The sequence below is a fragment of the Sphingobium sp. VMM genome (assembly GCF_056790315.1).
In genome coordinates this window covers 213,608-227,706 of record NZ_JBXGSI010000008.1, presented here as the reverse complement: position 1 = coordinate 227,706, position 14,099 = coordinate 213,608, and the positions used below count along the sequence as shown (strand labels likewise).

The 14,099-nt window shown below is 65.2% G+C and carries 11 protein-coding genes; 2 read left to right on the top strand and 9 right to left on the bottom strand.

The window, feature by feature from the left end; all coding sequences use genetic code 11:
• The first annotated feature begins 121 nt into the window (after positions 1-121).
• Positions 122-796: a hypothetical protein gene (locus ACUCV3_RS12765; RefSeq protein WP_010339336.1), complete on the top strand. Its 675-nt coding sequence runs from the start codon at positions 122-124 to the stop codon at positions 794-796.
• A gap of 5 nt (positions 797-801) precedes the next feature.
• Here the strand turns inward: ACUCV3_RS12765 and ACUCV3_RS12760 are convergent, their stop codons facing one another.
• The 3 genes from ACUCV3_RS12760 to ACUCV3_RS12750 form a co-directional block, all read right to left on the bottom strand.
• Entirely contained in the window at positions 802-1,476 is a 675-nt protein-coding gene (locus tag ACUCV3_RS12760; protein ID WP_029547956.1) for a hypothetical protein, read from the bottom strand.
• Between the two features lie 15 nt (positions 1,477-1,491).
• Positions 1,492-2,223, bottom strand: coding sequence for a hypothetical protein (locus tag ACUCV3_RS12755; protein WP_482240672.1), 732 nt, complete (start codon positions 2,221-2,223; stop codon positions 1,492-1,494).
• A 239-nt stretch (positions 2,224-2,462) separates the two neighbouring features.
• On the bottom strand, positions 2,463-3,134 hold the full coding sequence (locus ACUCV3_RS12750) for a murein L,D-transpeptidase catalytic domain family protein (RefSeq protein WP_037490921.1): 672 nt from the start codon (positions 3,132-3,134) through the stop codon (positions 2,463-2,465).
• Positions 3,135-3,267: 133 nt separating this feature from the next.
• Between ACUCV3_RS12750 and ACUCV3_RS12745 the strand changes: the two genes are divergently transcribed.
• Positions 3,268-3,837, top strand: a complete 570-nt coding sequence (locus ACUCV3_RS12745; RefSeq protein WP_482240671.1) for an XRE family transcriptional regulator — start codon at positions 3,268-3,270, stop codon at positions 3,835-3,837.
• Positions 3,838-3,858: 21 nt separating this feature from the next.
• Here the strand turns inward: ACUCV3_RS12745 and ACUCV3_RS12740 are convergent, their stop codons facing one another.
• The 6 genes from ACUCV3_RS12740 to astD form a co-directional block, all read right to left on the bottom strand.
• Positions 3,859-5,181, bottom strand: a complete 1,323-nt coding sequence (locus ACUCV3_RS12740; protein ID WP_279727710.1) for an oligogalacturonate lyase family protein — start codon at positions 5,179-5,181, stop codon at positions 3,859-3,861.
• Positions 5,182-5,195: 14 nt separating this feature from the next.
• Positions 5,196-7,904 (bottom strand): exo-rhamnogalacturonan lyase family protein, encoded by a 2,709-nt coding sequence (locus ACUCV3_RS12735; RefSeq protein WP_279727709.1) that lies wholly within the window; start codon positions 7,902-7,904, stop codon positions 5,196-5,198.
• Positions 7,905-7,926: 22 nt separating this feature from the next.
• Complete coding sequence (locus ACUCV3_RS12730; RefSeq protein WP_279727708.1) at positions 7,927-8,619, bottom strand: DUF6250 domain-containing protein; 693 nt, start codon at positions 8,617-8,619, stop codon at positions 7,927-7,929.
• A 105-nt stretch (positions 8,620-8,724) separates the two neighbouring features.
• Entirely contained in the window at positions 8,725-11,439 is a 2,715-nt protein-coding gene (locus tag ACUCV3_RS12725; protein WP_482240670.1) for a TonB-dependent receptor, read from the bottom strand.
• A gap of 319 nt (positions 11,440-11,758) precedes the next feature.
• A complete protein-coding gene (locus ACUCV3_RS12720) occupies positions 11,759-12,571 on the bottom strand; it encodes a class I mannose-6-phosphate isomerase (protein WP_279727705.1) in 813 nt (270 codons plus the stop codon).
• 100 nt (positions 12,572-12,671) lie between these two features.
• Positions 12,672-14,084 carry a succinylglutamate-semialdehyde dehydrogenase gene (gene astD / locus ACUCV3_RS12715; protein WP_279727703.1) on the bottom strand — a complete coding sequence of 471 codons (1,413 nt, stop codon included), beginning with the start codon at positions 14,082-14,084 and terminating at the stop codon, positions 12,672-12,674.
• Positions 14,085-14,099: the final 15 nt, after the last annotated feature.

The window sequence follows — 14,099 nt, the reverse complement described above, 5'->3', positions numbered from 1 at the left end:
TGAACCGGCCCAACTGAACCGGGAAACATTCGGCCGGGGCAGCACCAACGCCTGAACGGCTCGGCGGCAAGACCCTGCCCCGGCGGCGGGATGCCAGCCTTCCTCATGATCGGGAGCATCAATGGATTTCCTACGCCTGTTCCAGTCGCTGGAAGAATTTCTCTATGAGGCGATGAGCTGGCTGGTCTTCTATCCCCGCACCCTATGGCGGACCATCCGCCACCCGATCCAGATGCTGCGCTATTCCGACAAGGAACTGGAGGATGCGCCGGACCAGCAATTCACCGACATGCTGAGCCCGCCCCTGTTCCTGATGCTGACCATATTGCTGTCGCACCTGATCGAGGTGGCGTCGCACCAGAAGATGCCGGAGGTCGCGACCACCGGCATCGGCAAGGAAATCACCGCGTCGGAGATGAACCTGCTGGTGCTGCGCGCCTTCCTCTTCGCCATCTATCCGCTGATGTTCGCGGTGCGGCGGCTGAAGGCGCAGCGCATGGCGCTCAATCGCGACACGCTGCGCCGCCCCTTCTACGCCCAATGCTATATTGCCGGGCCGGCCGCGCTGGTGCTGGGCATCGCGTCGATCCTGGCGCGCCTCGGCGACGTCGCCTGGGCGATCGCCGCACTGGTCATCATGCTGGTGACGATCAGCTGGTATCTGCGGATCGAGACGATCTGGCTGCGCAGCCGCACCCGGAAATCGACCGGCAAGGCGTTCCGATCGGCGTTGGGCACCTGGCTGCTCGCCTCGCTGATCAACAGCGGGGCGAGCTTCCTGATCCTGGGCGGCTGACCCGGCTATTTGCCGTCCGGCGTCATCGCCAACACGTCGACGAAGCGACGCTGCGCATCGAAGCGGCAACGGAAGCGCTTGATCCCCTCGCTGCCCTTGTCGACCGTGCCGTCGATGAAGAAGCCACCGGGCGCCTTGGCGATCGCGCCGGTCTTCACATAGGCCGGGCGAGTGCCATATTGGCCGGACACTTCCCCCCGGCAATAAGCGGGCATGTTGCCCGACGTCAGCGCCGGGCCGGTCGCCGCCGGCATCACCTGCGCCGCGGTCGCCGCCAGCGCCTGCACGCTGACGGTCAGCGTATAATTGGCGACTTCGTTGCGGCGGGCGGCATTGCGCATCAGATAGACGCGGATGCGATAATCGCCATTGGCGGGCAGGCGGCCGGCAAAGCTGTTGCCGGCGGACGAACCGACGAACATGGCGCTATCCCCGGCACCGGGCGCGATCACGTTGAAATAGCTGGAGGCGTTGCTGGTCTGAAGCCGGACATTCATGGTCTGGCCGGCCCGCGCGCCGACCAGATAATCGACCATGTCATAGCCCTTGAGCGACGCCTTGATGACCTTGGAGGCGGTCCCCCTGGCGAATTGCACCCGCTCGCTGCGCACCGGGGCCTGGGCGATGGCCGGCATGGCCAGTGCCGACAGCGCGACGGTCGCAATCATGGCATTCCTCATGATGCATCCTTTCGATCAGTAGGGGTCCATCGACATCACATTGCCATTGCCCGTAACGCTACAACGCGAGCGATAATGGCCGGACGCGACGATGATCTCGTAGCGATCCCCACCTTGGGGATAGACGCTGACCGGCACGGAACTGCCCGCCGGCACATTCTGGAACTCGTCGCCGCGCCGGGCACAGGCCCGCTGCGCCGCCGCCGGCGCGCCCCGCACGATCTGGCTGTTGGCGGCAAGGCGATTGCTCCGCTCCGCATTGCCCGCCGAAAAGCCCGAATGATAGGCTTCGCTGTCGTTGCGATCATAGTCACCGCCATAAAGGCCGTCATGATAGCCGCGCTCATATTCGCTGTCATGCTGGGCCGAACTGTCGCCATGGCTCTTCTTGTGGCTGGCAAGCGCCGCGATCAGGCCGATCGCCGCAACGCCGGCTACGGCCGCGGCGGCCGTGTTGCCACCGCCATGGCCGCAATCACCGTCTGACGCGCTGTCGATCGCGTCATAGCGACCATTATAGGTGACGACCCGGATGCACTGGTCCTTCGCGCTGTTCCACCAATAGTTGGTGAGGCCATTCTGCTTGGCGACACGATAGCCGCGCGACTGGAGCGCATTTTCCCCCGAAGAGCCTCGCGCACCGACCAGATCATCGACATCGCGCGGCGCCGCCGCATGGGCCGGTGAGATCGGAAGGGCAGCCGCCAGCAAGGCGGTCACCGACAAGAATGTCGAAAAACGCGTCATCCTCTTTTCCCCTGTTCCTGCGACGCCGGAAAGCGGAGTCGCAGACGGCCGCATGCTACAGCAACGCTGGCGCCGCGCATTCGGCAAAGCCGTGGATAGAGCTCAGGGAAAATACCGAGAAATAAAGTCCGGGAGCGATGCAAGCATCGCTCCCGGACGGCCATGGTGCCCACCGCGAAAGGGGTTAAGCGGCGGCACGGACCCGCGCGCCGATTGGGGCGACGCGCTTATGGCAGAATTCAGACGACCAGCTTGGCCGCGTAGATCAGGCTGCCCCGGCCCAACTGGGCCATGACCTGCGACCGGACGCTGTCGCCGACCGCGAAACAGCCCTGGCTGCGCCCCAGCTTGCCGCGCGCACCGGCCAGCGTGGGTTCGGCATACCAGGCACCATGCAGCACGATCGCCCGGCTCATCGCATTGTCGTTGGTCGGATCGAGCCCCTGCAAGCGCTGCGACGGGCCATGTTTCCCGACATAGGGATCAGCCGTCAGGAATGCGCCCGAACAGGAGGCGTTGGAACCGGGCGCATTGGAAAAGCGCTCCAGCCAGCCGCTATGATCCGGGTCCGATCCGCTGCCATGCGCCACCAGATAGGAGGTGGTGGTGCCATCCAGCAGGTTGACGATGTGCAGCCGCGGCTCCGACGAGGGCGCGGCAAAATCGACCAGCGCCATGCGGTGCCGGTTGACGATCTGCGGATGCCGTTCCAGCGCCGCGCGGGCCTGCGCGAACAGCGCGGGCTTCACCAGCGCCGGCGGGGTGGGCGTGGCAAGCGGCGCGATCGGCTGGGCCGGCACCATGGGTTTCAGCGCGCGCATCGGCCCCGGCGCGGAGGCACGCGCGGTGCCAACAGCGCCCGCGACCAGAACGGAAGCGGAAAGGAGAAAACGGCGACGATCGGGGTTCATGGATGGTGCGACTAGGGTGCAGGCCCCGCCAAGGTCTTTGCCGAAATCGGGCGCCGCGCACAAAGTCTTGCGCACATCCGTCCGGCCCGGCATTTTTGTCGGGCGGGGCACGTCGAAGCGGGAGAAGCGGGACATGGCCGGAACGCGGCTATCGAACGGCATCTATCGGGAAGCGGTCGCCACCATCGTGCGGCGCATCCAGAAGGCCCATGGCCTGTCCGACAGCCAGCTGGCGGAACGGATCGGCTGTTCGGCCGGCACGGTCAAGAATGCCCGCAACGAGGCGAGCAACCTGGACGCCGTGACCCTTGCCAATATCGAGCAGGTCTTCGGCCCCGGCGCGATCGACCCCTATCTGGCGCTGGCCGATGTTCGCGCCGTGCCGCTGACCCCGCCAGTGCCGGTCGAGCGACTGCACCCGACGCTGGCGATCGTCGAGGCGTTGCACCGGATCATCGAGAAGCAGATGCCCGACAGCGAAGGCGGCACCCGCATCACATCCCACGAACTGCTGACGATCCTGAGCGAATTGCGCGAGGCGCGCTGCGTGTTCGACGCCCTCATCATGATCGCCGATCCCGCGATCGACAGCGGCGAGATCAGCTTCCGCGACAAGGGGCGCAAGCGGTTGGCCGTGGTTCACAGCCAGGGCGGCACCATCACCCGCGCCGACATCATGCACAGCGAGGACGATGCCGGCTGAACCGCCATCGTCCCGCGCCGATCAGCCCGCCGGCTTGGCAATCTCCGCCGCGTAGATTTGCGGCGCGCCGTCCATGTTGGAGCGGAAGATCATCCATTTGCCGTCGGGCGTGAAGGTGATGTTGGGCTCCAGCCGATAGTCATGCTTGCGCATGTCGACGATCTTCTCGACGCCGAAAGTGCCAGGCGCGATCAGGTCTGCGGCATTGTCGGCATGGATGCCGGCGACGTCGGGAATGGCCTGGGGCGTGAAGAGATAGAGATATTTGCCGTCGGGGGCATGGGCGACCATTTCGCTGTCGCCGCCGTCGCCGGAGAAATGCTTCAGGTCAGGCGCCTGATTATAATGGACCGACCATTGGTTGCGGTCGACCTTGAACCACTGCCGATGCCCGGTCGCCAGCTCATAGCCGGCGAGCCAGAACACCTCGCCACGCGGCGTCTGGAGATCATACCAGATCCACTTGCCGTCGGGCGAGAAGAACTCATGGCCGGCAATTTCCATGTTCATGGTCCGCTTGTGGACCAGTTGCTGGCCGCTGCCGTCGGTGCGGATCGTCCAGATCCGGTCGACCTTGTGCCAGGGTCCTTCATGGCAATACATGATGAGGCCGGGGTCGGTCGGCGAGAACTGGATATGGTTGAGCCAGTCGGTCGAGGCGACCACCACCTTGCGCTCCCCGGTGCGGATGTCGATGGTGAATATCTCCATCGGGATGCGCGCCTCCAGCCGTTCATTGAGGCGCACTTCCTTCGCCTCGGCAAAGCTGAGCGGCTTTCCGTCCGGGCCGTTGGCGGCATAATTGGCCTGGCCGAACTGCTGCTTGATCTCCGGCGCGGCGCGCTTCTGGGTGCCGTCGGGCTGGAGCGGCTTGTCGCTCGCCGCCCACTGGCCGAGCAGCAGCGTCTCGTCCGCATTGATCGAGCCGATCGAACCGCGATCGACGGTCGCGATCTTGCGCACCTTGCCGCTGTCGATGTCGGCGGCATAGAGCGTCGTCGCGCCGGCGCCGTCGTCGCGCTTGTGGCTGGCATAATAGGCGGTGCGCGTCTTGCGCCCGGTGAAGAGCAGTTGGATATCCTTGCCCTTGACCAGCGGCCTTATGCTCCAGTCGGCCAGCGTCAGCACCGAAATGCCGTCGGGGGTGGAGATCACCATCTTGTCGCCCTGCGGCGTGTAGCTGTTCTGGTGGAAATAGAGGCTGGCGCTGCCCGGCGTGTCGGTCAGCCGCAGCACGCGGTGGCCGGTGGTCTGGTCGACCCATTCGGCCACGGGCTTGGCCAGCGCCGGGGTCGCCGCGCTTACGGTCAGCGCCGCCATCAGGCCCATCATCATCGTCTTCATCTTAAGGCCCTTCATCACTTGGCAGCATCGGCGAGCGCGTCGGGAATGAGCGCCAGATTCTCAATCGCGGCAAGGCCCCATTGCGACGCCGCATTGGTGGAGACGTCCGGCCATTCGACGATCGGGCGGACATAGGCCGGCCCCTTCAGCGCCACGCGCGGGTCGCCGGTCGACAGGCCGAGGCCCGCTTCGCCGCCCAGAAACTCCTTCCAGGCCCGGACCGCCAGTTCCCTGTCGCCGGTTTCGCGCGCGACATAGGCGGTCAGGCGCGAATGACCTTCCTTGAGGTTGCGGCGGCCGAAGGGCTGGTCGAACTTCGCCTTCCACTCCTGTGGCGAGGCATTGAACCAGCGGCAATAATCGAGCCAGGCGGTGCGATAGCGGGGCACGTCGAGCAGCTCCAGAAGCTCGGCATTCACCTCCAGCGCGCCGAACACGGCGTTGAGGTGGGAGATGGACATCTTGTCGCCCGCCCCCATGAAGCGCCCGGTCTTGAGATCATAGGGGGCGCTGCCCGCCAGCCAGCCATATTTCAGGCGACCGATGCTATCCATGCCGTTCAGCAGTCGCTCGCGCCACTTCTTGTCACCGGTCCGCTCCCATTCGGTGAGCCAGGCCGAGGCAACCGAACACCACATGGTGCCGAAGCTGAGATCAATGACGCCGGCCGGCAGCGGATTGCGCTCCGCGCCCGGCACCTTGCGGCCGATCTCGACATGCTCCAGCGCCAGGTCGGACGTGACCAGATCGCGCATCAGGTCGCCGGCCCGCTCGTCGGCGGTCAGATAATAGAAGATGCGGCGATACATGGCATTGCTGACGCGCGGCTGCTTGCTGCTGTCGCTCCAGTGCTGGACGCCATGGCGGGTGCCCAGCCCCTTGAACCGGCCGAGATGATAGACGTCGACCTCGCCGGTATGGCGGGTCAGCGCCTCGGCAAAGCGGAAGGCGGCGGCATTGCCGGTACGCAGCACGCTGGTCCAGAACCACAGGTCGGGCGACAGCTCGCTATTGTCCCAGGCGAAGCCGCCAATGTCGTAGCGCCAGACATGCCGGTCGAAATCATAGGTGTGCATGATGTCGCCATGGTTCCAGAAACCATACCAGCGGCGGCGATCGACCTCACCAACATAGAAGTCGACGAGGTTGCTGTTCTGGTCCTCGATCCGCGCCTTCATCGGCGTCGAGCGGTCCGGCAGGCTCCAGATGCCGAACACGCCGGCTTCATGGATGCGGTCGGGCGTCACCATCAGCTGCGGCGGCACGGCGTTCGCCTGTGCCATGGCGGCCAGCGTATCGGCCGACGGGGTGGCGGCGCAGGCCCAGAGCGTCAGTTCGCTGGTGCGGGCAACGCCGGTCGCGGCATCCCAGCCGGGCTCATAATCCTCATAGGTGATGTCGAGCCCTTCATTCTGGGCGTCATAACCCTCCATCCCCAGGACACCGCGATAGGAACGCATGTCCATCGGCTTGGCATCGGGCGACCAGAGCCAGGCGGTCAGCGTCGCCATGTCGCTTTCGGCGTCCCGAATGCTGATCTGGGACGGATGGCGCTGCCAGAAATAGCGGGTGGCGATCGCCGCGCCGCCCTGAGGCGAGCCGATATAGCCCAGGCCCTGCGACCGGCTGCCAGCGACGGAATCGACCCAGGCATGGCCATCCTGCGTCCGCTTGGCGATGGCGAAACCGTCGGCCGACAATTGGGTCAGGTCGAAATCGCCCCAGGTCGGGATGCGATCGAGCAGCTTGGCGACGCCGGGCGCCATCGCGTCCATCGGCACCGCCTTGCCGGCGATCTGCGCGGCGCGCACCACCTTGCCCGGATCGCGGCGCAGGCCGGTAAGCGGCCGCACCGCTTCGCTGAACAGGCCATCGTCGGCGGTGGCGAGGCGGACATGGCGGTCATGTGGGGCGCCCGCCATCGGCACGGCCGCGGTGAGGCCGATGCCGCTGATGAAGTCCTTCGCCGGATCGCCATCGAAGATGAAGCTGTGGACGATGCGCAGATGGTCGCCGCCGGCATGGGCATAGAGGCGCAGGGTGAAGGGCAATATCTGCCGCCCCTGCCCTTCATGTATGCCCGTCAGCTTGACGACGGCGCGGACCGGCCCCTTCTGCTCGACGGTGGCACTGGTGATGCGGCCGGTGAAGGGCGTGCGGGTGCCACCTTCGGGCACGCTGTCCACGCTGGCGACCAGGGTCAGGGGACCAACGACGGTGCGATTGCCCTGCTGCGCCGACTGGATGATCGCATTGCCCGAGCGGCCGATGCTCCAGCGCAGCGCCCCGACCTGAATCTCGATCCGGTCGGCGAGTTCGCGCACCAGTATCGGCGCCTGTGGCGCGGCCGGCTTGCCCGGCACCACGCGCAGCGCGCCGGGCTGGCCAGTGCCGGCGGGCAGGGCATGGGCGGTCCATTTGATCGACCCGTCGGGCCAGGTGGCCAGCGTCCAGTGCTGCGAGGGCAGAGCGGTGCCATCGGCGCCCTGCACCGACAGCGGCTTGCCCGCGCGCAGCACGCCGCGCGGCCATGGCACGCCGAAGGTCTGGCCAAGCGAGAGCGGCGGGGCGGCATCGTCGATCCAGCGGACCGGGGTTTCCGGCATGGCACCACCACGCGCACTGGTCGCCGCCTGCGCCGCGCCCGGCAGCAGCGCGATCGCGCTCGCCATCAATCCCGCCTTCAGGCTGTCGCGCCGGCTGATCCCCGCCCTGATATCCACTTTGCTCTCCCTTTTATGTTGTTCAGATCTTGGTGATGGTGAAGTTGCGGACCTGGAGATGGCTCTGCGTCGTGCGCAGGCCGAAATGGCCGCTGCGATAGGGATCGGGATCGTCGAGCGTGAACAGGGTCGCCCCGTCCCGCTCCACCGCGACATGAGATCCGTTGGCGATCAGGCCGATCGAAAACCACTGATTGGGCACCAGCATCGCCGCCTTGTCGGTGCGGTCATGTTCCGGCAGCAGCGGGCGATGGCCCGGCTCACCCACATAGCGGCGCATCCGCGTGGTGCTGTTCCGGTTGCCGCCAATGCCGACATAATAGGTGCGAAGGCTGTCATAATCCTCGAACGTGCCGCTGCGGGTGCGGCCGAGCGCCGATCCGCCGGGCGCCGCCGGGTCGCGTGCCATCCAGAAGGCGTTGACGTCGCTCACCTCGTCATAGGGGCCGCCGTCCGACACGGCGCGCACGCCGTAGCGGATCGCGACCGGGCCGCTTAGTTGCTTGCGGAACCAGAGCGTCAGCCCCCTGGGCGCGACGATGTCGAGCAGCCCGTCCTGCGCGGTCACGCGCGCGTCGCCCACCGCCTCGAGCTGCCATTGCTTGAGGCCATGACGGAAATCGTCGCGCCAGAGCGGCTCCCGCGCCGCAGCGTTCAAGGGGCCGGCGATCGGCGCGAGGGCCAGCGATGCAAGAAGGGTGCGGCGAGAGAACATGGCGACCTGTCCCGCTTGATCTTGAAAACATGATGCTGCGGGTCGGGCATGTCCCGACCCGCAGCCTGTCTCATGACCTGGGGGAGGCCAGGCCATGAGCGCCAATCAGAGCTTGAAGCGGATACCGCCATAGACGCGGCGGCCGACCGTCTCGATGATGGTGCGGCGTTCGACGCTGTTGGCATTTTCCTTGCGCGTCGCGTCGAGCAGGTTGACGCCTTCCAGGAACATCGAGATGCCCGGCATCAGCGTGACGTTGAGCGACGCGTCGAGCTGGCCATAGGCTTCGCCGAACTCGGGATTGTTGCCGCGGCCCTGCGCCGTGATCAGATATTTGGACCGCCAGTTATAGGCGCCCCGCAGGCTGACGACGTCGTCTTCATAATAGGCCGAGATATTGTAGGCATGGCGCGACAGGCCCTGGAAGGGCAGGGAATCGCCGGTGAAATAATCCTTCCCTTCATAGCCGCTATCCTTGGAATAGGTATAGTTGGCGACCACGCCCATCTGCTTGAGCACCGGCACGTCGATGAAGTCGAACGCGATCTGCGCGCCGGCTTCCACGCCGTTGATCGTCACCTTCTGCGTGCCGTTGGTGGGCACGGTGATGGTGTAGGTCACGCCGCTGGCATCGGTATAGGGCTCGGTCGTGTTCTGGATGAACGAGCTGATTTCCTTGCGGAAATAGGTGACCGACGCGAAGCTGGTGCGGTTGATATAATATTCCAGGCCCGCATCATATTGGCGGGCGCGGAACGGCTGCAGATCCGGATTGCCGCGCGAACCCGACAGGCCGACCACGTCGATGGTGAAGCGCGGGGCCAGCTGCTGCGGCAGCGGACGGGCCATCACTTCGGTCGCGGTCGCACGCGCCATCAGCTTGTTGGGGATGAGTTCCGCCTTCATGTTGATCGAGGGCAGGAATTCGGTGCTGTTGCTGTCATAGGATACGGGCGAGATCACGCCGCCGGTGCTGAGATAGCCCGAAGTGTTGACCTTGGTATTGACAACGCGGGCGCCGATCACGCCGCTGACGGGCACGGCCCCGACGTCGAAGGCGAAGCTGGCCTGGCCATAGCCGGCCAGGTTGCGTTCGCCGACCTTCCAGGTGTCGGTATAGACCTGGCAGGTGCCGTCGGCATTGGCCGGGCAGCCGCCTTCCGCGAACGGATCGGGAATGCCGACTGCATCGGCCACGCCCTGGGTCATGTTGAGCCAGCCGCTATAATCGCCGGTGAAGCCCAGATTGCCGGTATGGAAGAAGGGCGATGTGCCGAGCGCCGCATTGCCGCTGACGATGCTGTCGATCTGTGCCTGCACCGCCGGATCGCTGAAGCCATTGAGCGTCGTTGTGCGGGTGTAGAAGCGGCTCTTGACCGTCAGGTCGCGATACTGGCCACCAATCTTGAACGAGGTGAACAGGCCGCCGTCGGTCTTGTACTCGGCGTCCAGCTTGGCCATCTTCTCGGTCTGGTCGTCATAGCGCGGACGACGCAGCACAGTCAGCTGGTTGATGCCGGCCGTGGTGGTCGGATCATTGGGCAGGATGATCTGCGGCGCATTCTGGCCGTTGCTATAGTCGACGATCAGGCTGGACATGCCGGTGACGGCCGCGGTCGCATTGATCTCGTTATTATAGGCCTTGGCCTTGGACAGCGAGATTTTCGGCGTCAGCGTCAGGTTGCCGGTCGTCCAGTCGGCGCCCAGCGCGACATTATAGGTGGTGCGCTTGATGTCGCCCAGAATGTTGCGATAGGACACGCCCAGCTGGCTGGTCTGCGCCTTGGACGTATTGTTGGTCATCACCAGATATTCGACCGTATTGTCCGGGCCGATGATGGTGTTTTCCGTGTCGACGATGCCGCCGCTGGTGCCGGTCTGCAGATATTGCGATGTCACCGACTGGATCGACTTGGTCCAGTTGCTTTCGACATAGGCCTTGAAATCGTCGCTCGGGCGCCATTCCAGGATGCCGTTCAGCGCATAGCGGCGGGTTTCCAGGCGGTTGATGACATAGCGCGGAATGTCAGGGAAGAAATCGCCGGCGCCGTCATTATTGAGGTCATAGACGGCGCCATTTGCGTCCTTGAGCTGGACCCAGCCGGTGGTGCGCGCCTGATGGCTTTCGACATTGCGGTTCTCGAACGTGCCCGACACCAACACGCCGATCGTGCCATTGGCGAAGGTGTCGCTGCCGATCAGCGCCAGGCGCGGGTCCATATGGTCGCCGATATCGGCATAGATGGCCTGGGCGGAACCGGCCAGATAGGGCTTGCCGCCATTGTCGAACGGCCGGCGCGTGATGACGCGCACGGTGCCGCCGACGCCGCCTTCGGTCATGTCGGCGGTCGCCGACTTCACCACTTCCAGGCGGTTGACGAATTCGGAGGGCAGATCGCGGAAATCGACATCGCGGCCGCCGCCCACGGTGGTGGACAGGGCGGTGACGCCGTTGATCTCGACGCGGTTCAGTGACGGATCGGCGCCACGGATGGTGATGCCGGAGCCTTCGCCGTCGGAACGAGTCAGCTGGACGCCGGTCACGCGCTGCAGCGCTTCACCGACATTCTTGTCCGGGAACTTGCCGATATCCTCGGCCGAAATCGCGTCCAGAACCTGGGCGGCATTGCGCTTGGCGTTGAGCGCACCCTGAAGGCTGGAACGGATACCGGTGACGACGATATCCTCGCTGCTCGCTTCGGGCGCCTGCTGAGGCTGTTCGGACTGCTGCTGGTCTTGTGCCGCGGCCGGCATGGCGCCCAGCAGGACGGCGGCGACGGCCGACGTCGACAACAAGGCGCGATAATTGGAAAACCTCACTTAAACATCCTCCCTATGCGTGCCCCCCCGTTTGGGCACGGGTTTGAGGTCGATCGCGACCAGACCCCGCCGCGACAACCCTTTGATATCCCATATATTGGGTCTTTATATCTATATATGGACACGTAGAGATGGCGCTCTATTTGCGACGAAGCGAGCTAAACCATCGACAAGTCGTTGACATAACGGACCATGGTTCCATTATGTGGATCATTAGACGTTTTCAGATGCTTCACCGCGAATCCGGACGCGCCAGTGCGTTAAGCCGCCCGGCGGATCGAGCGCCAACGCGTTCCAGATTGTGGAATGGGTGCGCCGCTCAGGCGACAGGTCGCGCCAGCAGGGCGTGCAACCGCTGTTCGACTCCGATGTCCGCCCGATCTTCGACTAGCCAGCATTCACCCGCCATCCAGGGCTGGCCGTCGATCAGCCCGCTCCCCTGCAACGGGATGAACCAGAACGGCCCCTGATCCTGCCGAACCCGTTCGCCAGCCTCACGCACCAGATTTTCGAGCGTGAAGGGGGCGCCGGTTTCCTCCACCAGCATTGTGGCGCTATCGCTGGTCACATGCTGCGCCAGCCGGTCATAGGGCACAGGCTCACTGACGGCCATGCCGGCATCTAGATGCAGTTCGCGGGGGCGCCCATAATCAAACAGGCGATAGGTCACGTCGTTATTCTGCTGCACTTCAACGAGGGTAATACCGCCGCCGATGGCGTGAATCGTGCCCGCCGGGATATAGTAGAAATCGCCCGGCTTCACCGGCTTCCAGTCGATCAGCTGCTCAATCGAGCCATCCAGCGCGGCCGCTCTCAACGCATCGGTATCGACCGGTCGGATCAGGCCGATACCCAGCCGGGCGTCCCCTTCGGTTGCCAGCACATACCAGCATTCCGACTTGCCGCCGGCCAGACCCATGGCCTGTGCCTGGACGTCGTCAGGATGGACCTGCACCGACAACTTCTCGCTGGTGAAGAGATATTTAACCAGCAGCGGCTGGGACATCTCGGCGTCCGTCGTGAACCAGATCTCGCCCACGCGACGATCGGCATTCAACCCAAAGCGCGCAGGCAAATCCCTGCGTCCCCAAGGCTTTTCGACGGCGCTCGGAATCAGGCGATAGGACGACATATCCAAAGCCATAGCAGAATGGCAATCGCTGTCATGTCATCATCCGTGCCAAGCCGATATTGTCTTGCGTCATCTAGTAATTCCCGACCGGGCGCATGTATCAGCCCGCCAGCCCCTTGATATCGGCAGTCAGATCCAGCACCTGCGCCGCCTCGAAACTGGCGACCGGATAGGCGCAATAATCGGCGGCATAATAGGCGCTGGGGCGGTGGTTGCCCGATGCACCCAGACCGCCGAACGGCATCGCCCCGCTGGCACCGGTGGTCGGCCGGTTGCGGTTGACGACGCCCGCGCGGCTTTCCAGCAGGAACCGGTCCCACAGCGCATCATCGGCGGACACCAACCCAGCCGCCAGGCCATAGCGGGTCGCGTTGGCGGCGGCGATCGCGGCGTCGAAATCGGCGACGCGGGTCACCTGCAACAGCGGCGCGAAAATCTCCTCGTCGGGGGCGCTCACCCCGGTCATGTCGATGATGCCCGGCGTCAGGAAGGCCGCGCCGAGGTCTGCCGGCTGCTCCAGCGGCAACAATTCGCCCCCGCCCAGCGCCAGCAGCGCGGCATGGCGCGCCCTGGCATGAGCTGCCGCCTCAGCCGAGATCAGCGCGCCCATATAAGGCTCAGGCTGGCTGTCCCAGGCACCGATCGTCAGCCGCCGGGCGAGCGCCACCGTCGCGTCGAGGATCGCGTCGCCCGCCGCGCCCTGCGGCACGATCAGCCGGCGCGCGCAGGAACAGCGCTGGCCCGCGGTGATGAAGGCCGACTGGACGATGATCGAGGCGACCGCCTGCGCATCGCCGTCCCAGGCGACCAGCGGATTATTGCCGCCCAGTTCCAGCGCCAGGATCACGCCCGGCCGATCGGCCATCACGCGGGAGAAATGTGCGCCCGCCGCCGCCGATCCGGTGAACAGCAGACCGTCGATATCCTGCGCGATCAGCGCGGCGCCAGTGTCCCGCCCCCCCTGCAACAGGGTGAAGACGCCATCGGGCAGGCCGGCGTCGCGAAACGCCTGCGCCATCAGTTCGCCCACCAGCGGGGTCAGTTCCGATGGCTTGAAGATGACCACGTCGCCCGCCAGCAAGGCCGGCACGATATGGCCGTTGGGCAGATGGCCGGGGAAATTATAGGGGCCGAGCACCGCCATCACGCCATGCGGCTTGTGGCGCAGCACCGCCCGGCCGAACGGGGTCGCCTGCTCGCGCGATCCGGCGCGTTCGGCCTGCGCCGCGATCGAGATGTCGACCTTGCCGATCATCGAGGCGATTTCGGTCTTCGCCTCCCATAGCGGCTTGCCGGTCTCGCGCGCGATCGCCTTGGCAAAGGCGTCGCTGCGGTCCGACAGCAGCGCCTTGTAGCGCCGCACATGATCCTCGCGCGCGGATTGCGGCAGCGCAGCCCAGGCCGGAAAGGCAGCGCGGGCGCGGGCGACGGCCGCCGCGCAGGTCGCGGCATCGGCCGCCTCCCCTTCCCACAGGAGCGTGTCGCTGGCCGGGTCGATCGAACGGAAAATCATATGGCCTCCAGAAAG

Bases quoted from the DNA above. Each gene is read 5' to 3' on its own strand.
- ACUCV3_RS12720 (WP_279727705.1), bottom strand. From the start codon at position 12,571: ATGTCGTCCTATCGCCTGATTCCGAGCGCCGTCGAAAAGCCTTGGGGA.
- ACUCV3_RS12745 (WP_482240671.1), top strand. From the start codon at position 3,268: ATGGCCGGAACGCGGCTATCGAACGGCATCTATCGGGAAGCGGTCGCC.
- ACUCV3_RS12740 (WP_279727710.1), bottom strand. From the start codon at position 5,181: ATGAAGACGATGATGATGGGCCTGATGGCGGCGCTGACCGTAAGCGCG.
- ACUCV3_RS12750 (WP_037490921.1), bottom strand. From the start codon at position 3,134: ATGAACCCCGATCGTCGCCGTTTTCTCCTTTCCGCTTCCGTTCTGGTC.
- ACUCV3_RS12730 (WP_279727708.1), bottom strand. From the start codon at position 8,619: ATGTTCTCTCGCCGCACCCTTCTTGCATCGCTGGCCCTCGCGCCGATC.
- ACUCV3_RS12765 (WP_010339336.1), top strand. From the start codon at position 122: ATGGATTTCCTACGCCTGTTCCAGTCGCTGGAAGAATTTCTCTATGAG.
- ACUCV3_RS12760 (WP_029547956.1), bottom strand. From the start codon at position 1,476: ATGAGGAATGCCATGATTGCGACCGTCGCGCTGTCGGCACTGGCCATG.
- astD (WP_279727703.1), bottom strand. From the start codon at position 14,084: ATGATTTTCCGTTCGATCGACCCGGCCAGCGACACGCTCCTGTGGGAA.
- ACUCV3_RS12755 (WP_482240672.1), bottom strand. From the start codon at position 2,223: ATGACGCGTTTTTCGACATTCTTGTCGGTGACCGCCTTGCTGGCGGCT.